This window comes from uncultured Sulfitobacter sp., from assembly GCF_947502895.1.
Lineage (GTDB): Bacteria > Pseudomonadota > Alphaproteobacteria > Rhodobacterales > Rhodobacteraceae > Sulfitobacter.
Genome location: NZ_CANNBM010000002.1, coordinates 253,120 through 278,946 on the forward strand (window position 1 = coordinate 253,120; position 25,827 = coordinate 278,946).

A 25,827-nucleotide genomic window follows, 5' to 3' on the forward strand; every position below is an offset into this window, starting at 1 on the left:
TTTTCTCCTCCCAGAGTGTAGCCCCGTTATTCGAGGTCCTTAAAATACGCAGCCAAGGCCGCAATTTCTTCGTCGTTCAGGCGGCCAGCCATCATTTGCATGACAGGGTGCGGTCTGAGCTTGCGCTTATAAGCGTGCATCGCCACGACGAAGTCTTCTGTTGGCCAATGGGTGATGCTTGGGATGCCGTCGCTTGCACCGCTGGCTTGATGACAAGTCTTGCACTCGCTTGCGAGGTATTCGCCATATTCGGCATCCCCCTCCAGCGCCAGAATAGCAGGGTCCAGATCATGGTCCGTGCCTGTTGCTGTGGGTTCGGCCTCGGGGATGTTTGCAGGGTTATCGGAATATATGCGCAAATAGGCCATCAGATCGCTGCGCTGTTGCTCATCCTTGATCCCGCGAAAGCTCATCCGCGTTTTTGACACCAAGGCACGCGGGTTCTCGATATAGGCATCCAGCGTTTCCGCCGTCCAGACCAGCCCGTCATTGCCCATACGCACCATACTCTCGGAGTATTTCGCACCGTCAACCGTGCCCGCCACGCGCCCGAACAAGCCGTTCAACTGAGGCCCGACGCGGTTCTTCGCTCCATCGCCTACCTGATGACACGATGCACATTTCTTATAGACCTGCGCACCCTTCTCGGCGTCCCCCAGTCCCTCGGCAGACGCACCCCCGACCACCAGAAACGCTGCGAAAACCGAGCTGAGTGTCAAACCAGATCGCATGCGCCTAGTCCGCAAACGACTTGAGGTATTCGATGACAGCCTTTTGGTCTTCTTCCTTCTTCAGACCGTTAAAAGCCATCTTGGTGCGCTTCATATAACCTTTGGGGTTGGCCAGAAACGCTGCCAATTCTGCCTCGGTCCAGACCAGCCCGTCAGCAGCCGCGGCCGCCATCGGTTTGGAGTATTTGAACCCCTCGACTGCACCTGCTGCATGGCCGACGATCCCGTTCAAAACAGGCCCGACACGATTTTTGGCGCCGTCACCTACCTGATGGCAGGATTTGCATTTGCGGAATACTTTCTCGCCATCTGCCGCCAGTGCCGCGTCAAACGATGCCGCGACAACCACTGGCTCTGCCGGTGCTTCCTCGGCAACAGGCGCGGCTTCAGCCACAACCGCCTCCTGCTCCGGCTCGGCCGAAGCCTCTTCGGTACTTTCTTCTTGCGGTGTAACGTCGAGAACCATCGCGCGCATCGTTACTTTCACTGGCCCGTCCTTGCAGTTCTCCATGCAAGGCTCGCCGCTCCAGATCGCATATTCTGTCTCGGCACGGTTATCGACGATAAAGCCATACGCATTAGGCATTTCAACGTCAAAGAACGTGTCCTTGCTAAGCACAAAGTCATCATCAATCAGATCGTTGGAATAAAGGATGTAGGCGACGATGGCATAGGTTTCGTCATCACTCAGCGTGCCAGCGTTGCCGTAAGGCATGGACCGCTTGATATAGTCAAATGCTGTAGACAGGTAAGGCCAATAAGAGCCCACTGTCTTCAGCGGATCTTCATGGTCCAACGTATCAGCACCACCTGCGAGTTTAGGCCAGTTATCAATACCTTCTGCAAAATCACCGTGGCAGGCTGCACATTGGGTGGCAAAGATCTCTTCACCAATAATTGCATCCCCCGACCCTTCTGGAAGGCCTGTACCATCGGCGCTGATCTCACCGTCCCACGCCGCGATCTCTTCGGGCAATGCCGCACGGCCAAGGCCGAATTTCTCGGCCAACACAGGCGTCGCCGTCAGTGAAAGCGCTGCAAGGATTGCGGTAGATTTAAGAAACTTCGACATTTTCAGCCTCGCCGTTGCTGCGCACCAACCATGTCTGGATGCAGTTGTTGTGATAGATTGAGTTCAGTCCGCGCACGTCGCGCAGCTGCGCTTTTGTCGGCTGGATATAGCCAGTCTCGTCGATGGCGCGGCTTTGCAACATCATCTCTGAGCCGTCCCATTCGGTGTCCAGATAGAAGCGGGTGAGCGCTTTGCTCTCGCCTTCCTTGGCCAGACGCGCCGTCTCCCATGTCATGCCGCCGTCCTTGGAGACATCCACGCGGGTGATCGCGCCGTTGCCAGACCATGCCAGACCAGAAATCACCAGTGGGCCAGTGCCGTGGGTGATGGGCGATTGGGGGCTGGGGCTTGTGACAACAGACTTCGCGTCCATCGTCCATGTCCATTTACGCGCGATACCGTCTTCGAGAACATCGGTGTATTTGCTGGTCTCCTCACGGCTCTCGACGGGGCCGTCCGTAACCTCGATGCGGCGGATCCACTTAACCCACATGTTCCCTTCCCAACCGGGCACCACAAGACGGACAGGATAGCCGTGCTCCTTGCGCAGCGCCTCACCGTTAGCCTTGAACGCAATCAGGCAATCATCCAGCGCCTTTTCCATCGGGATAGAGCGGCCATTGGACGAGGCATCCGCCCCCTCGACAAAGACCCATTTGTCCTTGAGATCACCAGCGGTATCCAGACCCGCTTCCTCAAGCAGTGTGCGCAGCGGCACGCCTGTATATTCCATATTGTGGATCATACCGTGGGTGAACTGCGCACCGTTCAGCTGTGCGCCCGCCCATTCCATGCCCGTATTGGCCGCGCATTCGCAGAAATACACATGGTTCTCGCGCGGAAAGCGCTCCAGATCGGCGTACGTAAATACCAATGGAGTGTCTACCAACCCGTTGATCATCAAACGATAATCACTTTTCTTCAAATCAATCGCACCCGAGTGATGACGTTCGAACGCGCAGCCCTGCGGGGTGATGGTTCCGTCAAGCGCATGGATTGGCGTAAAGTTGATCGAACTTACCGTATCCGCGGTGAGCCATTCCACGTTGCGGCGTACCACATCGTCTTCATAGCTGATCGGCAGGCCGTAGGGCGTCTCATCCACACCTTCGCCAAAGGCTTGCGCCCATTCCTGCACTTCAGTGATGAGCGGGTCAGGCGTTTGCGCTTTTGCGGTCGTGGCTGTCAGCGCACCCGCACCTGCCGCTGCCGCACCGCGCAAAAACGCGCGCCGCGATGTATTTGATGTATCTTGCTCTGCCATGCCAGACGTCTCCTGTCGCTTTGGCCCGCTCACGCGCCGACCACTGTCACACTGTTGTTTGGATCAAGGGAGATCGTCCCCTGCTTTGCGATATGTGCCTCAACCACATCCCAGATCGGAGGCCCTTCGGTGCCTTCGTTGACCGAGGCCCAACCCGCCACTTGGTATGTTTTGGAGGGGTCAATCGCCTCGCCGGTCTTGAGCAAGGTCATCTCGGTGATGCGGTCACCCTGCGGCTTGGTCACATCAATGCGGTAGCCGAGGCCGCCCACACGGACCATATCCCCCCCCTGCTGGTAATAGGGGTCAGGATTGAACAGGTTATCGGCTACATCCTCCAGCACCACATGCAGGAACTCTCCCGTCATTTCAGTGCGGTAGGCTTCGCCGTAGCTCATCGAGGTGACGTTCCAGATGTCTTCCCGTGTAATGTCCTGACCTGGTAGAACGCTCGGCCCCCAGCGCACACCCGGCGACAGAGCAATATCTGCCTCACGTTCGGAAATCAGCGCGTCACAAATCAGATCATCCCAAGTGCCGTTAAAGTTGCCACGGCGGTAGAGCATTTGGTCATCTGCCGTGCGGCCGATCACCTCGCTCAATACGTCAGCGTATGGTTCGCGCTGTGCGTCAATGACCTTTGTCACCTCGGCGTCAGGCGTAATCACATCTGAAAAAATCGGGATCAGCTTGTGACGGAACCCCATCATGCGCCCATCGCGCACGTCCAGATCAACGCGGCTTACGAATTTTCCGTTGGAGCCAGAGGCCACGATGATCGTCTCCCCTACCAGAACAGGTTCGGGCAGCGCATCATGGGTGTGCCCCGACAGGATCACGTCAATGCCTTTGACTTTGCTGGCCATCTGCTTGTCCACATCGAACCCGTTATGCGACAACAGCACGACCAGTCCGGCCCCTTCGGCACGCACCTGATCGACCATTTCCTGCATATTCTCGTCGCGGATACCAAAGGAGTATTCGGGGAACATCCAGCCCGGATTGGCGATGGGCATATATGGGAAGGCTTGGCCGATGACGGCGATCTTTACACCGCCCCGCTCAAAGAACTTATAGGGTGGGAACAGCTCCGCTGGCTCGTCCCACTCCGCGTCAAAGATGTTCTGGCCAAGCGCTGCAAAGGGCAAACCCTCAACAACCTCGTTCACCCGTTCGGACCCCAGCGTGAACTCCCAATGGAACGTCATCGCATCAGGTTTGAGCGCGTTCATGACGTTCACCATGTCCTGCCCCTGCGTATGGTAACAGGTGTAGCTGCCGTGCCATGTATCGCCACCGTCCAGCAACAATGCATCAGGACGGTCCGCACGGATCGAATTGATCACTGTCGAAACACGGTCGAGTCCCCCAACACGGCCATAGCTTTGTGCCAGCGCGCTGAAATCATCATAGGTCAGCGCATAGGCCGAAGGGCTGCCATCGTCGATGCCATAGAGCTTGCGGAAATCGGCACCCGTGATGTGCGGCACAGCGCCCTTGTTGCCCCCTACCCCGATGTTGATCGAAGGCTCGCGGAAATAGATCGGCTTTAGCTGCGCGTGGATGTCCGTGATATGGATGAGCGAGACATTCCCGAATGTGTCAAACTCCAGCAGTTTTTCTTGGCTCATCGCCTGCTGTGCCGCAAGGCGCGACCAGTTTCCAAAGCCGGAGCCACCGTATACGGCGGCGGCGGCCATGCTGGTTTGCAAAAAATCGCGGCGAGAAATCATTCCGAAGCTCCCAGTCACACATACATATGCGCATTTATGAATTAGTTAGATGTGGAAAAACCCCGCACAGATCGCTCAGGCGGGGTTTTTGTGGTTTAGTTGCGGACAGATGGGCCTTCGACGCTCAGCCCATTACCGCGCGATGCAACATAAAGCTCGAGTGCTACAAACTCGGGGCTACCAGGGCTGTAGGTTTCGGCGCGTGTGTCGCGGACACACCCTTTAAAGCGTGAGTGTACGCCGTTCAGCTTGGTGTTTTTCAGACGGTACACAGGAAAGCCGTTAACCTGACCCTGGCTCAGGTGGTCTGCGCGGATCATCATGCCGTAGCTGTCTTCGTGGCAGTTTGCACAAGACAGTTCAAGCTGGCCGGTCCGCGTGTAATACAGCTCTTTGCCCAGTTCCCACGTAGATTGTGCGGGACCGTCAATGGCCACGTTCACAGGCATACCGCGAGAAACAGATGCAAGTGCCGCTTCCATATTGATGGCTGGCGTTTTGTCATAACCCCATGCCTCGGCGCCCATACGGTTGGTGCGGCAATCGTTCATCTGCATCTGCAAGGTGCGCACTTCGCCAGCGGCTTCATTCCACTTTGGATAGGACGCTTTTACCCCTGCCATGCTTTCCATGTCGTTGTGACATGACGCGCATGATTTGCCCTCGGTCCCGTCCGCTGTTACCCAAGCGTCCTGCGCTTGCTCCACAAAGATCATGCCCGGATTGTCAAAATCATCCGCCTGCATCGCACGCGTCTCGGTTCCGCGGAACAACCAGCCCGACATCACCTCATCCAGTGCGTCCGAGACATGCGCAGGTGCAGCAGTACGCGTCACAATTGCGGTTTCTTCGTTGATTACCAGATTGTCATCTACCGGATCGGCAAATGCGCCCGTTGTCGTAAGCAGCGTTGCCACCAAGGCTCCCGTTAGTTTCCGCATAGTGTCCCTCCCAAGAGTATTGCGTTCAGCCAATTGCGATTGCTTTGGTCTCTTCGTAGACAGAGCCATCATCGTCGTACCATGTGAATTTGAACTCGCCCGCTTCGGGGACTGTCGCTTCAAATTCAAAGTAAGGGTTCGTCGAGATCGCAGGCTCCATCGTCACATCAACCACGTTTTCACCGTTAAAATCGCAAGTGAAACGGTTGATGATCGAGCGCGGGATCGCGTTGCCTTCTTTGTCTTTACGCTGACCGGACTCCATCTTGTGGCTGATCAACGTCTTGATGGTAATGCTATCACCAGCCGCCGCTTTTTTCGGTACTTTGACGCGTGGTTTTACACCAGATGCCATGATATTTCTCCCTAAGTGCTTTAGCCGCCGCAGCCGCCGATTGTTACTTTGACGGTGCTCGACGCCTGAACGAATGAGCCGTCCTCAAGCTTGGCGATCGCCACGACGTCCTGCGTACCAGCCAAGCGGATACGTGTAGACGCTGCGCGAGACGCAGACAGCTTGCCAAATTTGAACGTCGCCACGCCCGGTGTCGGGTTGCCTGTGGCCAGCACCAGAATTTCTGCCGCTGTCTCGGATGCCACTTCGATCGGCACCGTATTGCCGTTCTCGGCGATCTCGGGTGCAGTCAGGCTGATATCGCCAGCGCCAATTTCTGCGCCGCCCGTGAAGGCCGCAATTGCATCTTCTGTTGCCGCAGATACGCGAAGCGGCAGGCCAGCGATGAAGAGAGCAGATGCCCCCAGCGCGATGGCATTACGTCGTGTAAGTTCCATTGTGATCTCCTTCATCCCCGTCGGGGGTTACTTCGACAGAGTGTGATTAGTCTTTGAGCGTCATGAGATAGGCCACGACGTCTTCAATTTGCTGGGCACTCAGAAGCGGGCCGAACGTGTCATCCGCCGCCTTTCCGGTGTAGGCGTTGCCCGGGCGCGTGAAACCGTCGGTCTTGTAGAAAGACGGCATCATGCTGTCCTCAAACATCATCTTTGCATTCGCAACGATCCCGCGCAGCTCCGCCTCGGACCAACGCTCGCCCGCGCCGTCCAGCATCGGGCCGATTTCACCGTGAAACGGCACATCAGCCAGATCGGTAACCTGATGGCATGCAACACAGTTGCCCTGCCCTTTGTCGCCAACAATGATCCGCCCGTTTGCGGCATCACCGGCCATACCCGACAATGACTGCTCTACGGCGCCCTCGTTATAGCTGACTGCGGTAGGCTTTACTTCTTCGGCCTGCACGAGCGTCGCTGTAAGCCCTGCCGCGATGACTGTTATGACAGATTTTCTCATGCGTCCTCCCAAACACTGAATTTGGTATACCGTAGCGCACAGTTTTGTGATGACGCAACATCAAATTCAACTAATTGAATTTTATTATTTGATAGTCGAAAAACGTGCACTATAACGCATTACTGGTTTTGCTCGGCAAACTTACGCGCATGATATTTCTGGAAACCTTCTTCCCCGGCATACCCTTCTTCAACCACCCAGTTGAGCATGTTGAATGTAGTATATCGCCCAAACGCTCCGGGCATCTGTGCCACCGCCGCTTGCGATGCCGAGACATCATCGCCAACTTCTGTCGGGAAAAAGAGAATCATCGGGGTAAACAAAGCACCCCATTTTTTGACCATTTCTTTCTCGGGCAGTGTCTCACCGTCAAAGTCGGTAACTTCGACATCGCCAAACATGTTGATCTGCACGACAAAGAAGTTCTCGCTGATGTATTCGGCAATTTCAGGGAGCGGAAAGACCTCTTCATGCATCTTTTTGCAGTAGATACAGCCGCGCTGCTCAACGATCACCATAAGGCGTTTGCCTTCGCTGTTCGCCTCTGCAAGATCCTCGGACATGTCCTTGAAGGTGTCCCGCATCCACGGTGCCTTGTGTAGGCCGTCATCCCCCAGACTGGCCGCCAGCGCGCCCGTGACACACATAAGCAAGGCCGCACATGCAACTAACAGATGTCTCATTAGGTATCCTTCCGCATTATCCCAAGGCGCCAAAGTCGGGGAATATCTCCAACATCAGCTGCGCGATGTAATTCATTGAATTGGTAGCAATCAGGATGCCGAAGACAATCAGCATGCCCCCCATCACTTTTTCAATTGTCCCAAGATGCCGGCGAAAACGGTGCATCCAGCGCATGAAAGGCCCGATAAACAAAGCTGCCAGAATAAACGGTGCCGTCATGCCAACCCCGTAGACAAACAGCAACCACGCCCCGGTTGACGCAGTCTCAGCACCCGCGGCCGTGAACAGGATTGCTGCCAGCACCGGCCCCACGCACGGCGTCCAGCCAAATGCAAACGCCAGCCCGATTACATATGCGCCAACGTAACTGACACTGGAAGAGCCCCCCGCATCAGCCCGAAGCTGGCGGTACAATATGCCGATGCGGATAACGCCTAGAAAATGCAGCCCCATAGCAATGATGATCGCAGCAGCAATCCAGCGCAGGATGTCGAAATACTCTCGAACAACTTGCCCGAACATCGTCGCGGCGGCACCCAGCCCCATAAAGATCGTGATCACGCCAGCCGCAAAACAACAAGCAGCCAGAACAGCGCGGGTACGCGTGCGCCCGTCAATCTGCGCATCAGCGGAAATCTGGGTCATGCCTACCCCCGCAAGATAGCTCAGATAGAAAGGGACCATAGGCAGGATGCACGGCGACAAAAAGGACAAGAGCCCTGCCAAAGCCGCACCTATAAACGTGATATCCATCATGACGGCGCACCAATCTTGTATTATTCACATATTCATATTACGTTATCTGACAATGTGAGGTCAATTTCCATGTCGCTTCGTGTTTTACTTTTTACCATCTGCGTTTCGGGCCTGCTGGCCCTACTCGCTGCATTTCCTGTGCGCGCAGACACCCGATTGGTCATGGTAGAGGAAAAGGGCTGCATATGGTGCGCTCGCTGGAACCGCGAAATTGCAGACATCTACCCGAAAACCGGTGAGGGTCAGGCCGCTCCCCTGTTGCGGATGGACATCCACGCCCCGCGCCCCGCAGACTTTACATTTGCGCGCTCGCTTCATTTCACCCCCACCTTTGTATTGATGCGCGATGGTGTAGAGGTATCCCGCCTTGAGGGATATCCGGGGGAAGATTTCTTTTGGGGCCTCCTGCGACAAATGCTCACTACCGCAAACATTGCAATACCTGAATGATGCACTATGTTGCCCAACAACAACGCATTGTGCCGAGAGGTAATGGACAGTATGAACACGCATGATCGGGCCTTAGATGCCAACCACGATCCAAGCATTGGGGAAACTATGGGCCTGCCTGTCTTTGACGTTAACATGTGTGCGGAAGATTTGGACAAGATGGCGGCCAACGCCGTCGAAGCGTCCAATTTCCTCAAGGCGATCAGCCATGAGGGCCGCCTGATGATCCTCTGCCACCTCGCCTCGGGCGAAAAGTCCGTGACCGAGCTTGAAACCCTTCTGTCTGCGCGGCAGGCCGCCGTGTCACAACAGCTGTCGCGGTTGCGTCTTGAGGGGCTGGTTACCCCCCGCCGCGATGGGAAAACGATCTATTATAGCCTTGCTGACGATCGGCCCAAGCAGATCATGGAAGTTGTTTATGAGCTGTTTTGTCAGAAGAAGTGACGCCATCGCGCCGCATAACTCTGCCTGACCGCTTATATTGTACCCCGTATGCTTGACCACATGTCAGAACCTACGCTCGTTGCCTTAATCGGGCTTTTGGGCGGCGTGGCGCTTGGACTTGCTGCACGGATCGGGCGGTTTTGCACGCTAGGAGCAATCGAAGACCTCTACTATGGTGAAAGCGCTTTACGCCTGCAGATGTGGGGCATCGCGATTGGGGTCGCGGTGATCGGTACTTTCGGCCTATCGGCGTTAGGCCTGCTGTCGCTACAGCAAACGCTTTATCTCGCTATCAGTTGGAACCCTTTGGCCAGTGTGTTCGGGGGGCTGCTGTTTGGATATGGGATGGCCCTTGCCGGAAACTGCGGTTACGGCGCTTTGGCGCGTGTGGGCGGTGGTGACTTGCGATCATTGCTGATCGTCCTCGTAATGGGCATTTCGGCCTACGTGACCTTGGGCGGCCCGCTTTATCCCTTGCGCACTTGGCTCTTCCCCTCGCCGCAACCCACCGCCGACTCCCCCTCCTACGCGCATGCACTGTCAGGTATCACCGGAATGCCGACCGAGACGGCGGGGATCATCCTCGGTGTGGGGATTCTTGGCGCCACGCTAATCAGCCGTGAATTACGCAGTGCGCCCAGCTATATCATATGGGGCGTCGTTGTCGGGCTGGCCATCGTATCTGGTTGGGCAGGCACCAATTGGGTGGCCGAGCATGGCTATGACGCGACAGCGATTGTTAGTCATACATTCTCTGCCCCTATTGGCGAAACTGTGATCTATGCGATGACCTCCTCGGGCAACTCGATCAGTTTTGGAACGGGTTCGGTCGTGGGCGTGGTAATAGGCGCTTTGCTGGGCAGTCTCATCAAAGGGCAATTCCGCTGGGAAGCCTGCGATGATCCACGAGAATTGCGCCGCCAGATCATCGGTGCCGTCCTTATGGGTGTGGGGGCGGTAATTGCTGTGGGATGCAGTGTGGGGCAAGGCCTCTCTGCGTTTTCAGTCCTTGCTTATGGTGCGCCAGTGACGCTTGTGTGCATTATGATCGGCGCCGCCATTGGATTACGTCAGTTGATCTGGGGATTTGGCCCGCCCGTCTGATATTGTCTCAGCCTGTGTTCAGATCGCAAACCCCTTTCAGCGCGGGCGCGACGTCCTGCGCCAAAGATCAAACACGACCTTCAGCGTTATACTTAACACCAGCACACAAAGTAATGATTTGGTGACCGTTTCCATCGCGCCCTCGATCAATACTGCGTGTACAACAGTTCCAGCAACAATCACCAACGCAAGACCTGTATGCATGCGCCGCCAGACTGTTGGATGCAGACGCCTGCGAAATCTGGCCAGAACAGCAGTCATGAACAGCCCCCACATGGCAGCGACACCCCAGACCGCAAAAGGCGTCGGCGATCTGAACAGCAGCGCATCAACCACATCAGGCGGGCTGGTCAGCCAAAGACCCAGCACATGCAGAACGACAAAAGCAACCAGCAGACCACCCGTTGCGCGATGTGCCATACGCGCCATCCGCCCCGAAAGCCCCGGCAGCATCCCCGCTGCAAGAATTGGCTGGACCAAAAGCAGCAACAATCCCGCAATCCCAGCAAAACCACCCAAGATATAGACGGGCTGACGCCATGCCAAAACAGGGCTCTGAACAGCTGCAACAAGCGGAATCAAAAGCGCGAGCCCCCAAAGCCCCCAGACAAAAACGAAGCGCGGCATTTTGGATTGTCTACGCCACACGCGCCTTAGGCCGGTTTTAGGACAAAGTCCGCGTTCAGGGTCTTGTCGCTGGCGCTGGCCATGACAGGGCGCAAGAAAACGGTCTCATACTCTGGATCATCATAGGCAAGATGCCCGTGAGCCTGCCCGAATGCCGGAACAATCTGTGGCATTTCCAACCGAAAGTTACCGTTTTCATCAGTGAGCGTTGCGCCGTGGCTCTGCGGATCGCGTTCATGACCTTCGGTTGTATGCGCCCATATCTGGATGCGCATCCCGCCCAGCGGCGCGCCATCGCCCGCGCGCCGTACTGTGCCTGTCATCCAAAAACCGCCGCCGCCAATACGTTCTACGATCGGCGCGCCAGCGCGATAGTTATTTGCACCGCCCCGCATTGTAGGTGTTGGCGCAATATTCTGTGCCGCCAATGGCGAAATCAGCCCGCGTGCTCCAACAGCCAAGACGGCACTGCTGGTCAACAAAAGACTGCGGCGGGTTGTGACAACATCGGACATTTTGCTTTCTCCAGTCGTTGATTCACCGTTTTGCGGGCAACGCTGGCCCACCCAAAATAATAGCGCAGCACGGCCTGAAGCCAAATGCCATAGCGACAAATTGCCATCAAAGCTGCGGGAGCGCCCAGTACACAACCAGTTCAGCCTATCGCACGGCCGTCTGCTCAACCGTTTGCCAGACATGTATCAATGCAGGCGCATTCCGTTTTGCACCCCATACACCGACCAGCGCAAGCACCACAGCAAGCATCCAGGGTGCGGGGCTCGAGGTATGGAATGTGATCCAAAACAGGGTCATCTCCTCCCCGCCACGCGCAATATGGCGACTGTGAAATACCAACTCAACCAAAGCGATAGCGCCCATAACGCCGACCAACGCAGGCGCAACGGTCTTGAGATACGGCACCGCCAATCGCCCCGCCCCCTGCCGCCGCATCACCGAGACATGCAACATCAATACACCTGCCAGACCTGTGGGAAAGAACATCACAGTCGCAAGAAACAAGACGCCGACGTAAAGCTGCCAAAGATCAGTGTGCAGGCTCAGCACCGTTTGCAGCAGGGTGAAAACCACAGCCCCAAGGATCGGCCCAAAGAAAATGCCGATGCCTCCCAGAAAGGCGATCATCAAGATCGTGCCAGAGGCCTGCACCGTAAGGTTATCCGCCGTGGCCAATTCATAGTTTATGGCAAACAGTCCACCTGCCACACCAGCAAAGAACCCCGCCGCACAAAAGGAATAAAATCGTACCCAGCGTGCGGAGTATCCCAGAAATTCGGCGCGCTCGGGGTTGTCGCGCACAGCATTTGCCATCCGCCCCATCGGTGTGAGGGTAAACAGGTACATCAGCCCCACACTGACAACCAGCCAGAACGAAATCAGGTAATAGACTTCGATCTGGCGCAGGAACTCTACCCCGAAAAAGGGCACCCCCAGCGTTCGATCGCCGCTGACCCCGCCGCCGCGAAAGAACGAGTATCCTATGATTGAAAACGAGGCGACCAGCTCGACCATACCCAGCGATATCATCGCGAAAACCACACCAGAGCGGCGCGTTGAAAACGATCCGATGACCATCGCCATACCCATCGAGAACAATCCCGCGAATATGGGCAGAAAAGGCAGCGGCACAGAAATACCAGTCGCCTGTAAATGGTTCATCACATGGATGCACATGAAACCGCCAAATCCCAGATAGATCGCATGGCCAAAACTCAGCATGCCAGCCTGACCCAGCAACATGTTATAGGACAGCGCAAAAACGATGGTGATCGCCATCTGGCTCATGATCGTGATGGTCGAGTTTGCCACAAAAACATGCGGGAGCAACAAAAGCACCAGCACCGCAATGCCCCAAGGCATCAAGCGCAGCAGAACCGAAGGACCTGCAATTGCACTGGGCGAGGATCGCAGGGGGTCTTTCATGAGGCGGGCAGCAGCACGCTGGTGGTCACAGACTTGGTTCCCGACCCAGCGTTTGTGCAACAGGTTTCCAAGGCGCGCGGCACGCCTTTGGCGCTATTCAACATCCACAATCTGGTGGACCTCGATCACATTGCCGTCGGGGTCATAGAAAAACACCTGATGCCAACCTTTGACAGCATTACTGCCCCAATCCGAATAGGGCACACCTTGCGTGTCAAGATGTGCCATGAACTCCGCAATGTCATCGGTTCGGTAGGCGATGTGCCCCCGCTCCAGCGGGTTGACCACCTGCCCCGAGCGAAACGAGTTCAGAACATCGCGCGGGGTCAGATGCATCTGGATATCCCCGTCTGTGACAAACGAGACATCCCCCACCAATCCCTTTTCTTCGTTCAGAGGGGGAAGTTCGGCAGGATCTTCATCACCCAGTGTGAGAACCTCGCGGTAAAAGCGATCCATCTCGGCCACGTTGGACGAGCATAGGTTGATATGATGGAGTTTGAGTTTCATAGTCGCAGCGTGACCCAGACAGACCAAGCACGCAAGAGGCGATCACAACAGCCTAATGCACGATGCAGCCCGCCTCACAACCACTGGGCAAAGCCGTTGCAGAACGTGTCATTCGGCCTGCTTGTGACGGGCTGTAAATCTGCGGCACTGCGCGATCTGGGCCACCTACCCGCTACACTATGGCATCCAACGCAGGACCCCACATGCTAGACACCCGCGCCGATCACGCGTAACGCACGCGCAGACAGTGCAGGATTTATCATGACACCAGAGACTTACCCCAGCGTGAACCCCATCCACAGGCGTGCAGATATGGCCGTACACGTGACGGGTCTGTTGCTAATCATCGTCGCGGGAAGCATTGTGATCACGCGAGCAGCTGCACAATTGTCGACACCCCTGTTCTGGGCTGTGAGCATTTATGTCGTTTGCGCGCTGGTCTCGAACCTCGCCTCATGGGCGTATCATTTCGCGCCATGGCACGGGCAGCGCACGCTGCTACGGCGCATTGACCACGCAGCGATTTATCCAAGTATTACAGGGACATTCACGCCATTCTTTGTCTTCGCGGGAACAGGCTGGACGACGACCCTCTTGTGGGTTTGCTGGGCGCTGACAGCGGTTGCAATCTGGAACAAGATCACGAACGCAGTGATTAAATCAAAATGGTCTACCGCCTCATATCTTGGACTCGGCGCATTGGGACTGTCCGCAGTTCCGGACCTTGGCGATGTGCCATGGGCCACCCTATGGTGCATTCTTGCAGGCGCGCTGTGCTATGTGGTTGGCACCGCCTTTTATGCTCGCAAAACAATGCCGTTTCGCTATGCGATCTGGCATTGCTGGGTCAACTTTGGCGGTATCGCGATGTTTGCGGGAATTTGGCTGGCACTGTTCTAGTCGCCCACCCGCCACCTCAGCACCGCATAAAGAAATGGCGCCCGCACCTTCGTGCGCGCGCCATATGTTTGCTTAATGCGGCTTAGCGCAGGACAGAGCGGTCCAGATCAAAGCGGTCAAGCTCCATTACTTTGACCCAAGCATCGACGAACTGCTGCACAAACAACGCCTCGCCATCACCAGCTGCATAAACCTCGGCCAGGGCACGCAATTGGCTGTTGGAGCCAAAGACCAGATCAACACGTGTGCCTGTGCGCTTGACGTCGCCCGTTTCCGTGTCGCGCGCCTCAAAGACATCCTGTGCCTCGTCGGCTGCTTTCCACGTCACACTCATATCCATCAGCGCGCGGAAGAAGTCGTTGCTCAGCGTGCCGGGTTTGTCTGTCCAGACACCGTGGCTTGCCCCGTCATAATTAGCGCCCAACACACGCAGGCCACCAACAAGAACGGTCATTTCAGGTGCCGTCAGTGTCAGCAACTGTGCGCGATCCACCAACAGCTCCTCGGCCGAGACTTTGAACTCACGGCTTTGGTAGTTGCGGAAACCGTCTACTACGGGCTTGAGAACGTCGACGCTTTCCACATCTGTTTGCTCTTGGGTGGCATCGCCACGGCCCGGCGTAAAGGGAACCGTCACATCGTGACCGCCCGCTTTGGCCGCAGCCTCAACAGCAGCAGTTCCTGCAAGTACGATCATATCCGCAATCGAGACCGGCTTGCCGAACTCCGTGCGGATATTCTCCAGCTTGTCCAGTACCTTGGCGAGTTGCGCAGGCTGGTTCACTTCCCAGTCCTTCATCGGTGCAAGGCGGATGCGCGCACCATTAGCACCACCACGCTTGTCCGACCCGCGGAAGGTCGATGCAGAGGCCCAGGCAACCGAAACCAGCTCGGACGTGGATAGACCGGACGCGAGAATCTGCTTTTTCAGCTCGGCGATATCCGCGTCACCGATCAGCGCATGATCCGGTGTCGGGATTGGATCCTGCCAGACCAGCACTTCTGTTGGCGCTTCTTTGCCTAGATAGCGGCTAGTTGGGCCCATATCACGGTGACACAGCTTGAACCACGCGCGCGCAAAAGCATCGGCGAACTGGTCAGGGTTGGCATGGAACCGCTTGGAAATCTCCAGATAGGCGGGGTCCATTTTCATGGCCATGTCAGCTGTTGTCATCATCGGTGGGTGCTTGGCATCGCTGTGCGCGTCTGGCACGGCGTCTGCCATGGCACCAGCTGCGGGCTTCCACTGCTGCGCGCCTGCGGGAGATTTTGTAAGTTCCCACTCATTGCCCAACAGAGTGTCGAAATAGGACATATCCCACGTGATCGGTGTTGGCGTCCACGCCCCCTCGATACCAGATGTGATTGCATGCAAGCCCTTGCCACTCTCGTAGGTCGAGAGCCAGCCAAAGCCTTGCGCCTCAATCGGCGCGCCCTCGGGCTCTGAGCCGACATGGGCTGCATCGCCTGCGCCGTGTGCTTTACCAAACGTGTGGCCACCGGCAACCAACGCCACTGTTTCTTCGTCGTTCATGGCCATCCGCGCGAATGTATCGCGGATGTCATGCGCCGAGGCGAGCGGATCGGGGTTGCCGTCCGGCCCTTCGGGATTCACATAGATCAGACCCATCTGGACCGCAGCTAGCGGGTTCTCAAGATCGCGCTTGCCGCTGTAACGGCTGTTCGCACCGCCAGATTCCTCCAGCCAGATTTCCTCGGACCCCCAATAGATGTCCTCTTCGGGCTCCCAAATATCTTCGCGACCACCGGCAAAACCGAATGTCTCAAAGCCCATGTCTTCAAGCGCGCAATTGCCCGCGAGGATCATCAGGTCGGCCCAGCTAATTTTATTGCCGTATTTTTGTTTGATGGGCCACAGCAGACGGCGGGCTTTATCAAGGTTGCCGTTATCGGGCCACGAATTCAGCGGCGCAAAACGCTGCGTGCCAGAGGAAGAACCACCGCGGCCATCCGCCGTGCGATAGGTCCCTGCACTGTGCCAAGCCATACGGATAAAGAAGGGGCCATAGTGGCCGTAATCTGCGGGCCACCAGTCTTGGCTGTCTTTCATCAAGGCGTAAATGTCGGATTTGACAGCATCCAGATCAAGCTGCTTGAACGCCTCGGCGTAGTTGAACGTGCCGCCCATCGGATCGCTAGCGGGCTGGTTCTGGTGCAGCATCTTCAGGTTAAGCTGGTTGGGCCACCATTCGCGGTTGGACCGCGCGGAGTTTGTTGCCTGCTTTGCCGCGCCAAAACCCATTGGGCAGCCGCCCTGTGCACCGTTGTCTGATCCGTCCATTTTGCTCTCTCCGATATCGTGGGATTATCGCGGGGATTCGCCCGCCTCTGGAATCATTCTAACAAAGCTGTGCGATATGTTTAAGTTTGATTTTCCAATTCTTGTGATAAGATGAAGTTATGATAAACTTTACTCTGAAGCAGCTGCGATATTTCGAAGCCATCGCCCGCACCAGCCATTTCGGCCGCGCGGCGGAGCTGTGTGCAATCTCGCAGCCTGCCCTCTCGGCGCAGATTGCCACGTTGGAAGCGGCGCTTGGCCAGCAACTGTTCGAGAGGAGTGCGCGCACCGTGCGACTGACGCCTTTTGGCGCGCAATTTGGCACGCGTGCACGTGAGATTTTGCGCAACGCCGAAGCGCTTGCCGATATGGCGCGCGCAGCAAGCGGCGCGGCGCTAGGACGGTTGCGTATTGGCGTCATCCCCACAATTGCACCGTATCTGCTGCCCTCCGTCATCGGCCATATCACTGCCGCCCATCCCGAGATTGATCTGCTGGTGCGCGAAACGATGACGCACCGCCTGATTGAGGAATTAGGCGACGGTAAACTGGACTGCGCTATTGTGGCACTTCCCCTGTCCGAACAGGCCTTTACCGAAGTGGCCCTGTTTGACGAGGCAATGGTACTTGTCCGCCCTGCCCACCATGCGGACCACCCCGTACCCGACATGGAAATGCTGAGCCAGATGAAGCTGCTCTTGCTTGAAGAGGGCCATTGTTTTCGCGATCAGGCGCTATCGTTTTGCGCCACACGAAATACCCTTCCGCGTGAAGGGCTTGATGGCTCATCGCTCAGTACGCTTGTACAAATGGTTGGGGCTGGCATCGGGGTAACCCTGATCCCCGAAATGGCCGTATCGGTCGAGACGCGTTCGGCTGATGTGAGCATCGCAGTCATGGGTGCGCCCTATCCCAAACGCACTGTAGGTATGATCTGGCGCAAATCATCTGCCCTGTCAGAACATCTGGAGGGTCTCTCACAACTGGTGCGCGCGGCAGCTATGGCCCAGCGCACCACAGGGGCGCAGCCCCTCTGAGGCAATTGCCGAACGCCCAAGTCCAAAGCAGTGAATGATCCGTTGAACCAGCAGGCTCGCTCAAATTCGATGCACTTTGATCCGCGTTGTTAAACATCTGAAAAACGCCCCCACGCTAGCTACCACCTAGCGAGGGAGGTAAATCATGCCGCTACAGTTTTTTGGTGTGGACAACGAATTTGCGACTTCGACAGGCAGCAACGTAGATTCAGCACCGGGACAGTCGACATTCGACAACCCGCCGCAAAGCTCGACCAATCTGGTGGTGACGCCACAGAACAGCGACAGCGATCCGCGATTATTCGAAATTGGCGATACCTATGATATAAGTTGGAATGGCGGCAGCATCCAGAATGCGGTGGTTGTGCGGTCTGATGCCGCTCCCGATTCAGGTGGCGTGATCGTGCTGGAGGGTGTGGACGCAAACGGCGACACAGCCCAAGTGATCTGGACCCCCGGCTTCGATGTCGAGCAGTGGTATACGGATAACTACAACCCTGACGCAGAACCGGGATTTTACACAACAGACACGCAGCCCGACTATGACCACAAATTCGTTTGCTTCGCCGCCGAAACACTGATCCGCACACCCCGTGGGCCAATCCCTGCCGGTGATTTGTGTCGTGGTGATTTGGTCTGCACTGTTGATGCGGGCGCTGTCGCCATTGAATGGGCCACCCAATGGCACGGAAAGGGAAGCGAAGGTGCCGCACCTATCTGGTTTGACGCCCAAAGCATCGGCAACACACGGCCGCTGCGCCTCTCACAACAGCACCGCGTGCTTGTCAGATCACCCCGGTTACAACTGTTGTTCGGAATGGACGAAGCCCTCGCACCCGCCAAGGCTTTTGCAAACGGCCACAGCATCCGCGTACAGCCCTGCCAGCAAATCTGCTATGTGCATATTCTACTGCCCCGACACCATCTAATCGAGGCAGAGGGCGCTTTTTGCGAAACACTTTTTTGGGGCGATCAGGCCAGCAAGCGTCTGGTACAACAGGCAACCCGGACCAACGGATGCAGCCTGGCGTTCTACCCGATGAAATCCGCCCGTCCGATCCTTAAATACGCCGAAGCGCGGTTGGTTTTACAGACCGCGCTCTCAGATGAACGTGCCGTGACTCAACCAATATCATACCTCACCAAAGGGCGCGCCGCCTGATGCAGCACGCCCTTAACGGCACCTATCAGCCAGCGTCCAGCAGCACTTTACCAAACTCTTCGCGCAGCTTGTTTTTCTGGACCTTCCCTGTTGATCCGATGGGCAATTCATCCACAAAGATCACGCGGTCTGGCACCTGCCAGCTTTCCACTTTGCCTTTGTAGAAAGCCAGCAACTCTTCCTCGCTGACCTCGCCCGATTTAATCGCAACCAGAACAGGCCGCTCGTCCCATTTCACGTGCAATGCGGCAATAGCCGCGGCATTGGCGATCGCGGGGTGCGAGATTGCGATATTCTCAAGTGTCACAGTGGAAATCCACTCACCACCCGACTTGATAATATCTTTTGAACGGTCGCGGATGATCATAAAGCCTTCGTCATCAATCGTGGCCACATCGCCCGTGTCGAACCAGCCATCGTCGGTAAGCGCGGGCGCGTCTTTTCCAAAATATGTATCCACAATCCACGGTCCGCGAATTTGCAGATCGCCCTGCGCCTCGCCGTCATGGGGCAGCTCTTTGCCTGTCTCGTCGACCACGCGCAGGTCTACACCAAAGGGCGGGCGCCCCTGCCCCAGACGGATCGCGGCCTGATCTTCCGCGCTCAGCTTGGTGTGGCGCTGCAGCAGCTGGTTCATAGAGCCAAGAGGCGACGTTTCCGTCATCCCCCATGCATGCACCAGATCAACACCGAATTCCGCGAATTTCGGGATCATCGAGGGTGGCAGGGCCGAGCCACCGACAACTGTGCGCTTGAGGCTTGGCAGTTTCGATCCCGTCTCGGCCAAAGCACCCAGCAGACCCATCCAGATCGTTGGAACGCCCAGCGCCAGTGTTGTGTCTGTGCTGTCGATCAGATTGACAAGGCTCTTGCCGTCAAGGTTGGGCCCGGGCAGAACCAGCTTGCAGCCCGTAAGTGCGGCGACGTACGGAACACCCCACGCATTGACGTGGAACATAGGCACCACTGGCAAAACCGTATCCATTGCCGAAATGTTGAGGCCGTCAGGCTGGTTGCCCGCGATCGAATGCAGAACTGTTGAGCGGTGCGAATACAGAACGCCTTTGGGATCGCCCGTTGTGCCGGAGGTATAGCACAGGCTGGAGGCCGCATTCTCGTCCAGTGTTGGCCAAGCCTCTGACGCATCGCCCGTCTCCAGCAATTCGTCAAAAAACAGCAACCCGGGAACAGCCTCGGCTGCGGCCTCGTCGCGCGGGCCCAACATGACAATATGTTTGGTGTGCTTGAGTGCAGGGGCCAGTTTGCCCGCCGCCGGCACAAAGGTCGCGTCAATAAACAAGACCTGATCTTCGGCATGGTTGATGACATAGACCATCTGCTCGGGGCCCATGCGCGGGTTGATTGTGTGGCAGACGTACCCACCCCCCGCAACACCAAAGTAGATCTCCAGATGACGCCGGTTGTTCCACGCGATTGTGCCACAGCGCGCGCCCTCTTCCAGCCCCAGCTTGCGCAGCGCAGATGCCAGACGATGCGCATTTGCACCAACCTCGCCCCATGTGGTGTTCTCGACACCACCCGTTGTCTCTACCGAAACGATTTCGCCTTTGGTATGAAACCGTGCGGCATGGTCAATCAGGCTGCCGATGGTGAGCGGCATCTGCATCATTTGTCCAAGCATAGTATCTTCTCCCGTTTAATTGGTCTGTCTATTGCGCCGCTGTCGCGTCCGCTTTGATGAAATCTGCTGCGCGCTCCGCGATCATGATTGTAGGGGCGTTGGTATTACCGCTGGTGACTGTCGGCATGACGGAGGCATCCACCACGCGAAGGCCCTGCATCCCGTGTACCCGCAATTGTGGATCGACAACGGCCATATCATCGACACCCATTTTGCAGGTCCCGACAGGGTGATAAATGGTGTCAGCGCGGTTGCGAATAGTCTGCTCCCAGTCGCTATCGCTCATCCCGTCATGGATGCCGAACAGTTCTTTGTGCTCATATGCGGCAAGCGGCGGAGTTTTCATGATGTCGCGTGACATCTTGGCCCCCTTGATAAGCGTCTGCAGATCGCTTTCTTCAGCAAGATAGTTGGGGTCAATGGCGGGCGCGGCCATAGGATCACTGCTGGCCAACGTCACTGTCCCGCGTGAGGCGGGCCGCAGAACGCAGACATGACAGCTGTAGCCATAGCCCGGATGCAGTTTGCGTGCGTGATCATCCACCACCGAGATAACGAAATGTATCTGGATGTCGGGCCGCTTAATAGCAGGATCGGTTTTCAGGAACGCCGCCCCTTCGGCAAAAGGCGTCGCCAACATGCCACGCCCCGTCTTGCGCCACTCAAGTATATGTTTGGCAAGATTAACCGTACCCCGCAGACCGATACCAAAATTGTCAGTGTCTTTTGATTTATAGCCCAGCGTGAAATCCAGATGGTCCTGCAGGTTCTGACCCACACCAGCCAGCTCATGCCTTACCTCGATCCCGTGGGGGGCCAAATCCTCTGCCCGTCCGATGCCGGACAGCTGCAGCAACTGGGGCGAGTTAAACGCCCCGCCGCACAGGATCACTTCGCGGTTTGCGGCAACATGTTTTTCCTGCTTGCCCACGCGGTAATGCGCACCTGTCGCGCGCTTGCCGTCCAGCGACAAACGCGTGGCGTGGGCGTTGGTAATCACCGTCAGGTTGGGCCGCGACATCACAGGATGAAGATAGGCCGCAGCCGCCGAGCAGCGTTCGCCTGCGCGCGCGGTATCATGGAATTGCGTAACCTGATACAGACCCACACCTTCGTTATCACCCAAATTGAAATCGGCAACTTCGCGGTGCTGCAAACGGCTGGCCGCGTCGATAAAGGCGCGGGTAATCGGGCGCGGTGATTTCTGGTGCGAAACCTGAAGCGGTCCCGCGCCACCGTGCAATTCTGCCTCGCCATCCTGATGGCCTTCGGAGCGCAGGAAATATGGCAGCACACTGTCCCAATCCCAGCCGTCACACCCTTGCGCGGCCCAACCGTCATAGTCTTCACGCTGTCCGCGCACATACAACATCGCGTTGATGGCACTCGATCCGCCCAGCGCCTTGCCCCGCGGCTGATAGCCCATGCGGCCGTTCAGCCCCTTTTGCGGGACAGTCTTGAAAGCCCAGTTCGAAATCTTGCCCCAACCAGGTAACATCGCGACAACGGCAGCAGGCGTTCGGATCAGCAGATGCTTGCCCGTGCCCCCTGCCTCCAGCAAGCAGACTGTTACGTCGGGATCCTCGCTCAGCCGCGCCGCCAATGTGGCGCCACCCGATCCACCGCCAACAATTATATAGTCATAAGCCATTCGCACCATCCTCCCAGATACGCGGAGCGCCACGTTTAGACATGAACCACCAAAGCAGGCGGGCATGGTCCGTACGCGCGAAATAAGCCAAAGATGAAAAGGGCTGTCCATCGCTAACTGGCTGCGACACCGCTGTCACGTAGCGTAATCGCACAGCGGCCTTGTGCCAAGCTGTCGAAATCTCTCCGACTGCCCCAAGCCTGTCTCGACGCGCCGCACAGCGCCAGCTAGGCTGTGTTCATACAAAAGGGCGGCATTGCTTTGCGCCCCGTCACAACCGGAGCCGCAATGGCCACACATCTCAGAGACCTGCCCCAGATCAACAGCCTGCTTGCCTACCCTGGTATCGCGGCATTGGCGCAAACCTATAGCCAGAGCGAAACTGTCGATGCCCTGCGTATCATTGTCGATGGTCTGCGCACCAGCCTGCTTGCGGGGGGTGCGCCACCTATGCCCGATTTCGCCAGCACGTCCTTTGCTGCCCGGGTCGACGCCCAAATCGTGGTCGCCCGCCAGCCCGCGCTGCGCGGTGTGATCAATGCCACGGGCGTCATCATCCATACCAATCTCGGCCGCGCGCGGCTGGCCCCCCAAGCGATTGCAGCCATGCAATCCACTGCAGCGACGTTCTCCAACCTCGAACTTGATCTTGCGACAGGCAAGCGCGGCTCGCGCCACAGCCACACCGAAAGGCTGATCTGCGACCTTACAGGCGCGCAGGCCGCTGTCGTGGTCAATAACTGCGCTGCTGCTGTGCTGCTGGCCTTGGTCGCCACCGCTCAAGGCCGAACAGTTATCGCCTCGCGCGGTGAGTTAATCGAGATCGGCGGCTCTTACAGGCTGCCCGATGTTATTGCGCAAAGCGGTGCAACCCTGCACGAGGTTGGCACGACAAACAAAACCCGCGCCAGCGACTATGCCGATGCAATTGATGATAACACCGCCGTTCTGCTCAAAAGTCACACGAGTAACTTCAAGATTATCGGGTTTACCGCCGCGCCAACACGGGCGGAACTGGCCCTGATCGCCGCCGAGCGGCGTCTTGTGTTGATGGAGGACCTTGGCAGTGGTGTTCTGATTGATCTGGCCCCTTACGGGCTGACGGATGAACCCGTTGTCGCGGACATATTAAAAAGCGGTGTCGATCTGGTGATGTTCTCGGGAGATAAACTGCTGGGTGGTCCACAGGCAGGCATCATCGCAGGGCGGCGCGATCTGATTGCCGCGCTCAAGTCGCATCCGCTGATGCGTGCTGTGCGGATCGACAAATTATCGCTTGCGGCGCTCGAAGCGACGCTTCGCCTCTACCGCGCGCCGCATGATCCAATGGTCGCCGTACCTGTTTTGCGCATGTTGTCGGAGCCTGCCGAACAGGTTGCGGCGCGTGCCAGAATGGTGGTCGACCAGATTGCACCTGTCGGCAGACTGGATGCCAAGGTGGTCGAGACTGTCGCGCGGGTGGGCGCGGGCGCATTGCCGGAACAAGATCTTGTCAGCCATGCGGTCAGCCTTGCCTCTGACGACATGTCGGCGGATGCACTGATGGCGGCTTTGCGGGCATCTGATCCCCCAATCATCGGCCGCATCGAACATGACCGCGTCCTGCTCGACGTGCGAACGATTGACCCGTCAGAAGGTGCGGCGATTGTCCGCGCCCTCAATTCGATCAGTGGCAAATGAAGAGCCGCTGCATCGTGGTAATCGGCCATGTGGATCATGGCAAAACCTCACTCGTCCGCGCGCTGACGGGCACGCAGACCGACACAGCGCCCGAGGAAATAGCGCGCGGCCTGACCATCCGGCCCGGATTTGCGCATAAGCACTACAGCACGGGAACCGTCGATTTTATCGATGCCCCGGGGCATGAGGACTTTGTTCAGGCGATGGTTTGCGGTGCAGCAGGCGCACAGGCCGCCCTGTTGGTCGTCGATGCAACCGAAGGTATCAGGCCACAGACGTTGGAGCATTTGCAGATCGCAGGGCATCTGGGGATTTCACAGGGCGTTGTGGCTGTCACCAAATCCGACCTGCCCAGCGATGCAGAACTTGCCGAGACCGTGCAAAACCTGCGCAGGATAATTGCTGGCACCGCGTTGGCGGGTGCCGCGATTATCCCCTGCTCTGCCCTCGGCGGCGCAGGGATCGAACACCTGCATGATGCTGTGCAATCGCTGTTGCAGCACGATACCGTGATGCCCACACCTTCCTTTGCCACCTTGCCCGTTGACCGCGCATTCACACTCAAAGGGCGCGGCACTGTTGTAACGGGGACCTTGATCGGTGGTCCGCTAACGACCTCTGCCGCATTGGTAATCCAGCCATCAGGGCAGCCTGTCACCCTGCGCGCATTGCACAGCCGAGGAGAGGAGCGTCAGCACGTCTTTGCAGGAACCCGCGTTGCCGCCAATTTACGTGCAACAGCTGTCGCCGACATTCCGCGCGGTGCCGTGCTCACCAGCGCCGACGCGCCAGCGGCGGGACGCTGTATCGACGTTGACCTGAAGGATTTGACGGACACGCCCAAGCATATGCAGCAGGTACGGCTTCTGTTCGGCACAACTGCATGTATCGCGACCGTCAGGCGATATGCGGGGGCTGCTCAGTTTGCCCAGCTGCGCCTGACCGAACCTGCATTTGCATACGAAGGGCAACCCGCTGTTATCCGCAGCCTATCGCCACCAAAAACCTTGGGGGGAGTGATTTTTCTGGACTGTCAGGCACACCCGACACGCGCCGGCGACAAATCGCGCCTCGCTCTGCTGCAAACACTCCACGACGGAAGCCCCGCAAACATTGCCACCGCCCTATGCACCCAGAACGGTGGTGCGGCGCAGATTGCCGATGTGGCACGTTTAGCGCGGATTTCTAGTAGCGATACACACATCGCGCTGCAAAGTGATTTCACGAAAATTACAGACTGTCTGATTGCCCCAACAGACCACGTTATCCAGTGCGAAGCCGACCTATTGGCCAAAATCAGCGCTTATCACGCAACATTTCCACTGCGCCCCGCCATGCCAATCGACGCTTGCGCGCCACCCAAAACGGACCCTGCGCTGTTCGCCTATGCAAAAGCCCAGCTACGCGCGGATGGCACACTAAGAGAAATCGCTGGTGGAATTGCACTAGCGGCGCACGACCCTTTCACCAAACTCAGCGATGCCCAGCGCCTGAGGCTGACCGCGCTTGCGCAAGAATGTGCCTCGGCAGGCCTCACGCCACTGGAAACTCCCGCAACCCCATCGGAAGCCGCACTTGTCGATTTGCTGGTGCATGCGGGGCATATCATCTGGCTGAACAATATCGCTTTGGGCCAGATGCTGGCCTTTCACTGGTCGGCACTTGCCGCCGCAGCCGCCACACTGAACGATGTCTTTGAGCTCAACAGCAGCTTCACGACATCACAGGCGCGCAAAGCCCTCGCCACCAGCCGCAAAATCATCGTGCCCGTGTTGGAGCATTTCGACGCGACGGGCGTAACGCGCCGTACAGACGCACTGCGCCAAATGACAGGTGAATTACCGGTTCCCCCTACTCCCCTGCCCTGCTAGCGTTTGATGCAGC

The 25,827-nt window shown here is 57.2% G+C and carries 25 protein-coding genes; 8 read left to right on the forward strand and 17 right to left on the reverse strand.

The features are described from left to right. Positions 1 to 26: 26 nt before the first annotated feature. From Q0903_RS09285 to Q0903_RS09330, 10 genes are all read right to left on the reverse strand, one after another. Positions 27 to 731: a c-type cytochrome gene (locus Q0903_RS09285; protein WP_299414792.1), complete on the reverse strand. Its 705-nt coding sequence runs from the start codon at positions 729 to 731 to the stop codon at positions 27 to 29. Between the two features lie 4 nt (positions 732 to 735). Then, the gene (locus Q0903_RS09290) at positions 736 to 1,803 is read right to left on the reverse strand and encodes a c-type cytochrome (protein WP_299414794.1); all 1,068 of its coding nucleotides are present in this window, start codon (positions 1,801 to 1,803) and stop codon (positions 736 to 738) included. Further along, positions 1,787 to 3,067, reverse strand: coding sequence for a sulfite dehydrogenase (soxC, locus tag Q0903_RS09295; RefSeq protein WP_299029678.1), 1,281 nt, complete (start codon positions 3,065 to 3,067; stop codon positions 1,787 to 1,789). The genes Q0903_RS09290 and soxC overlap by 17 nt, the downstream gene beginning before the upstream one ends. A 29-nt stretch (positions 3,068 to 3,096) precedes the next feature. Continuing rightward, positions 3,097 to 4,800, reverse strand: coding sequence for a thiosulfohydrolase SoxB (gene soxB, locus Q0903_RS09300; RefSeq protein ID WP_299414796.1), 1,704 nt, complete (start codon positions 4,798 to 4,800; stop codon positions 3,097 to 3,099). 95 nt (positions 4,801 to 4,895) lie between these two features. Next, complete coding sequence (soxA, locus tag Q0903_RS09305; RefSeq protein WP_299029673.1) at positions 4,896 to 5,741, reverse strand: sulfur oxidation c-type cytochrome SoxA; 846 nt, start codon at positions 5,739 to 5,741, stop codon at positions 4,896 to 4,898. Positions 5,742 to 5,766: 25 nt separating this feature from the next. Further along, positions 5,767 to 6,096, reverse strand: coding sequence for a thiosulfate oxidation carrier complex protein SoxZ (gene soxZ, locus Q0903_RS09310; protein WP_299029670.1), 330 nt, complete (start codon positions 6,094 to 6,096; stop codon positions 5,767 to 5,769). A 20-nt stretch (positions 6,097 to 6,116) separates the two neighbouring features. Next, positions 6,117 to 6,533, reverse strand: a complete 417-nt coding sequence (gene soxY / locus Q0903_RS09315; RefSeq protein ID WP_299029667.1) for a thiosulfate oxidation carrier protein SoxY — start codon at positions 6,531 to 6,533, stop codon at positions 6,117 to 6,119. 46 nt (positions 6,534 to 6,579) lie between these two features. Further along, a complete protein-coding gene (soxX, locus tag Q0903_RS09320) occupies positions 6,580 to 7,053 on the reverse strand; it encodes a sulfur oxidation c-type cytochrome SoxX (RefSeq protein ID WP_299029665.1) in 474 nt (157 codons plus the stop codon). A gap of 119 nt (positions 7,054 to 7,172) precedes the next feature. After that, positions 7,173 to 7,736: a thioredoxin family protein gene (locus Q0903_RS09325; RefSeq protein ID WP_299029662.1), complete on the reverse strand. Its 564-nt coding sequence runs from the start codon at positions 7,734 to 7,736 to the stop codon at positions 7,173 to 7,175. Between the two features lie 16 nt (positions 7,737 to 7,752). Further along, positions 7,753 to 8,493, reverse strand: coding sequence for a cytochrome c biogenesis protein CcdA (locus Q0903_RS09330; protein ID WP_299414799.1), 741 nt, complete (start codon positions 8,491 to 8,493; stop codon positions 7,753 to 7,755). Positions 8,494 to 8,562: 69 nt separating this feature from the next. Here Q0903_RS09330 and Q0903_RS09335 point away from each other — a divergent pair, with 69 nt between their 5' ends. From Q0903_RS09335 to Q0903_RS09345, 3 genes are all read left to right on the forward strand, one after another. Then, positions 8,563 to 8,943: a hypothetical protein gene (locus Q0903_RS09335; protein ID WP_299414801.1), complete on the forward strand. Its 381-nt coding sequence runs from the start codon at positions 8,563 to 8,565 to the stop codon at positions 8,941 to 8,943. A gap of 108 nt (positions 8,944 to 9,051) precedes the next feature. Then, positions 9,052 to 9,387: a metalloregulator ArsR/SmtB family transcription factor gene (locus tag Q0903_RS09340; protein WP_299416026.1), complete on the forward strand. Its 336-nt coding sequence runs from the start codon at positions 9,052 to 9,054 to the stop codon at positions 9,385 to 9,387. 48 nt (positions 9,388 to 9,435) lie between these two features. Then, complete coding sequence (locus Q0903_RS09345; protein WP_299414802.1) at positions 9,436 to 10,491, forward strand: YeeE/YedE family protein; 1,056 nt, start codon at positions 9,436 to 9,438, stop codon at positions 10,489 to 10,491. Between the two features lie 36 nt (positions 10,492 to 10,527). On the opposite strand, the gene Q0903_RS09350 is transcribed toward Q0903_RS09345, so the two are convergent. The 4 genes from Q0903_RS09350 to Q0903_RS09365 form a co-directional block, all read right to left on the reverse strand. Then, the gene (locus Q0903_RS09350) at positions 10,528 to 11,118 is read right to left on the reverse strand and encodes a ferric reductase-like transmembrane domain-containing protein (RefSeq protein ID WP_299414804.1); all 591 of its coding nucleotides are present in this window, start codon (positions 11,116 to 11,118) and stop codon (positions 10,528 to 10,530) included. A gap of 26 nt (positions 11,119 to 11,144) precedes the next feature. After that, entirely contained in the window at positions 11,145 to 11,633 is a 489-nt protein-coding gene (locus tag Q0903_RS09355) for a twin-arginine translocation pathway signal (RefSeq protein WP_299414806.1), read from the reverse strand. A 145-nt stretch (positions 11,634 to 11,778) separates the two neighbouring features. After that, a complete protein-coding gene (locus Q0903_RS09360; protein WP_299414808.1) occupies positions 11,779 to 13,059 on the reverse strand; it encodes a branched-chain amino acid ABC transporter permease in 1,281 nt (426 codons plus the stop codon). Positions 13,060 to 13,152: 93 nt separating this feature from the next. After that, positions 13,153 to 13,569, reverse strand: a complete 417-nt coding sequence (locus tag Q0903_RS09365) for a VOC family protein (RefSeq protein WP_299414809.1) — start codon at positions 13,567 to 13,569, stop codon at positions 13,153 to 13,155. A gap of 261 nt (positions 13,570 to 13,830) precedes the next feature. Between Q0903_RS09365 and Q0903_RS09370 the strand changes: the two genes are divergently transcribed. Beyond that, the gene (locus tag Q0903_RS09370; RefSeq protein ID WP_299414811.1) at positions 13,831 to 14,469 is read left to right on the forward strand and encodes a hemolysin III family protein; all 639 of its coding nucleotides are present in this window, start codon (positions 13,831 to 13,833) and stop codon (positions 14,467 to 14,469) included. An 82-nt stretch (positions 14,470 to 14,551) separates the two neighbouring features. Here Q0903_RS09370 and katG read toward each other — a convergent pair whose 3' ends face one another. Further along, positions 14,552 to 16,771 carry a catalase/peroxidase HPI gene (gene katG / locus Q0903_RS09375; RefSeq protein WP_299414813.1) on the reverse strand — a complete coding sequence of 740 codons (2,220 nt, stop codon included), beginning with the start codon at positions 16,769 to 16,771 and terminating at the stop codon, positions 14,552 to 14,554. Positions 16,772 to 16,890: 119 nt separating this feature from the next. Here katG and Q0903_RS09380 point away from each other — a divergent pair, with 119 nt between their 5' ends. Together Q0903_RS09380 and Q0903_RS09385 are read left to right on the forward strand one after the other, a co-directional pair. Then, complete coding sequence (locus Q0903_RS09380; protein WP_299414815.1) at positions 16,891 to 17,808, forward strand: LysR substrate-binding domain-containing protein; 918 nt, start codon at positions 16,891 to 16,893, stop codon at positions 17,806 to 17,808. A 145-nt stretch (positions 17,809 to 17,953) separates the two neighbouring features. Continuing rightward, the gene (locus tag Q0903_RS09385) at positions 17,954 to 18,970 is read left to right on the forward strand and encodes a Hint domain-containing protein (protein ID WP_299414816.1); all 1,017 of its coding nucleotides are present in this window, start codon (positions 17,954 to 17,956) and stop codon (positions 18,968 to 18,970) included. A 25-nt stretch (positions 18,971 to 18,995) separates the two neighbouring features. On the opposite strand, the gene Q0903_RS09390 is transcribed toward Q0903_RS09385, so the two are convergent. Both Q0903_RS09390 and Q0903_RS09395 read right to left on the reverse strand, forming a co-directional pair. Next, positions 18,996 to 20,612 (reverse strand): long-chain-fatty-acid--CoA ligase, encoded by a 1,617-nt coding sequence (locus tag Q0903_RS09390; RefSeq protein WP_299029627.1) that lies wholly within the window; start codon positions 20,610 to 20,612, stop codon positions 18,996 to 18,998. A gap of 28 nt (positions 20,613 to 20,640) precedes the next feature. Beyond that, positions 20,641 to 22,263: a GMC family oxidoreductase N-terminal domain-containing protein gene (locus tag Q0903_RS09395; RefSeq protein ID WP_299414818.1), complete on the reverse strand. Its 1,623-nt coding sequence runs from the start codon at positions 22,261 to 22,263 to the stop codon at positions 20,641 to 20,643. Between the two features lie 288 nt (positions 22,264 to 22,551). On the opposite strand from Q0903_RS09395, the gene selA reads away from it, so the two are divergent. Further along, positions 22,552 to 23,943 carry an L-seryl-tRNA(Sec) selenium transferase gene (gene selA, locus Q0903_RS09400; RefSeq protein ID WP_299414820.1) on the forward strand — a complete coding sequence of 464 codons (1,392 nt, stop codon included), beginning with the start codon at positions 22,552 to 22,554 and terminating at the stop codon, positions 23,941 to 23,943. Further along, positions 23,940 to 25,814: a selenocysteine-specific translation elongation factor gene (gene selB, locus Q0903_RS09405; RefSeq protein WP_299414822.1), complete on the forward strand. Its 1,875-nt coding sequence runs from the start codon at positions 23,940 to 23,942 to the stop codon at positions 25,812 to 25,814. The genes selA and selB overlap by 4 nt, the downstream gene beginning before the upstream one ends. Positions 25,815 to 25,827: the final 13 nt, after the last annotated feature.

Bases quoted from the DNA above. Each gene is read 5' to 3' on its own strand.
- selA (WP_299414820.1), top strand. From the start codon at position 22,552: ATGGCCACACATCTCAGAGACCTGCCCCAGATCAACAGCCTGCTTGCC.
- katG (WP_299414813.1), bottom strand. From the start codon at position 16,771: ATGGACGGATCAGACAACGGTGCACAGGGCGGCTGCCCAATGGGTTTT.
- Q0903_RS09335 (WP_299414801.1), top strand. From the start codon at position 8,563: ATGTCGCTTCGTGTTTTACTTTTTACCATCTGCGTTTCGGGCCTGCTG.
- soxY (WP_299029667.1), bottom strand. From the start codon at position 6,533: ATGGAACTTACACGACGTAATGCCATCGCGCTGGGGGCATCTGCTCTC.
- Q0903_RS09380 (WP_299414815.1), top strand. From the start codon at position 16,891: ATGATAAACTTTACTCTGAAGCAGCTGCGATATTTCGAAGCCATCGCC.
- Q0903_RS09360 (WP_299414808.1), bottom strand. From the start codon at position 13,059: ATGAAAGACCCCCTGCGATCCTCGCCCAGTGCAATTGCAGGTCCTTCG.
- soxA (WP_299029673.1), bottom strand. From the start codon at position 5,741: ATGCGGAAACTAACGGGAGCCTTGGTGGCAACGCTGCTTACGACAACG.
- Q0903_RS09340 (WP_299416026.1), top strand. From the start codon at position 9,052: ATGGGCCTGCCTGTCTTTGACGTTAACATGTGTGCGGAAGATTTGGAC.
- Q0903_RS09285 (WP_299414792.1), bottom strand. From the start codon at position 731: ATGCGATCTGGTTTGACACTCAGCTCGGTTTTCGCAGCGTTTCTGGTG.
- Q0903_RS09325 (WP_299029662.1), bottom strand. From the start codon at position 7,736: ATGAGACATCTGTTAGTTGCATGTGCGGCCTTGCTTATGTGTGTCACG.
- Q0903_RS09395 (WP_299414818.1), bottom strand. From the start codon at position 22,263: ATGGCTTATGACTATATAATTGTTGGCGGTGGATCGGGTGGCGCCACA.
- soxC (WP_299029678.1), bottom strand. From the start codon at position 3,067: ATGGCAGAGCAAGATACATCAAATACATCGCGGCGCGCGTTTTTGCGC.
- selB (WP_299414822.1), top strand. From the start codon at position 23,940: ATGAAGAGCCGCTGCATCGTGGTAATCGGCCATGTGGATCATGGCAAA.
- Q0903_RS09370 (WP_299414811.1), top strand. From the start codon at position 13,831: ATGACACCAGAGACTTACCCCAGCGTGAACCCCATCCACAGGCGTGCA.
- Q0903_RS09290 (WP_299414794.1), bottom strand. From the start codon at position 1,803: ATGTCGAAGTTTCTTAAATCTACCGCAATCCTTGCAGCGCTTTCACTG.
- Q0903_RS09350 (WP_299414804.1), bottom strand. From the start codon at position 11,118: ATGCCGCGCTTCGTTTTTGTCTGGGGGCTTTGGGGGCTCGCGCTTTTG.
- Q0903_RS09365 (WP_299414809.1), bottom strand. From the start codon at position 13,569: ATGAAACTCAAACTCCATCATATCAACCTATGCTCGTCCAACGTGGCC.
- soxB (WP_299414796.1), bottom strand. From the start codon at position 4,800: ATGATTTCTCGCCGCGATTTTTTGCAAACCAGCATGGCCGCCGCCGCC.
- soxX (WP_299029665.1), bottom strand. From the start codon at position 7,053: ATGAGAAAATCTGTCATAACAGTCATCGCGGCAGGGCTTACAGCGACG.
- soxZ (WP_299029670.1), bottom strand. From the start codon at position 6,096: ATGGCATCTGGTGTAAAACCACGCGTCAAAGTACCGAAAAAAGCGGCG.
- Q0903_RS09390 (WP_299029627.1), bottom strand. From the start codon at position 20,612: ATGCTTGGACAAATGATGCAGATGCCGCTCACCATCGGCAGCCTGATT.
- Q0903_RS09385 (WP_299414816.1), top strand. From the start codon at position 17,954: ATGCCGCTACAGTTTTTTGGTGTGGACAACGAATTTGCGACTTCGACA.
- Q0903_RS09355 (WP_299414806.1), bottom strand. From the start codon at position 11,633: ATGTCCGATGTTGTCACAACCCGCCGCAGTCTTTTGTTGACCAGCAGT.
- Q0903_RS09330 (WP_299414799.1), bottom strand. From the start codon at position 8,493: ATGATGGATATCACGTTTATAGGTGCGGCTTTGGCAGGGCTCTTGTCC.
- Q0903_RS09345 (WP_299414802.1), top strand. From the start codon at position 9,436: ATGCTTGACCACATGTCAGAACCTACGCTCGTTGCCTTAATCGGGCTT.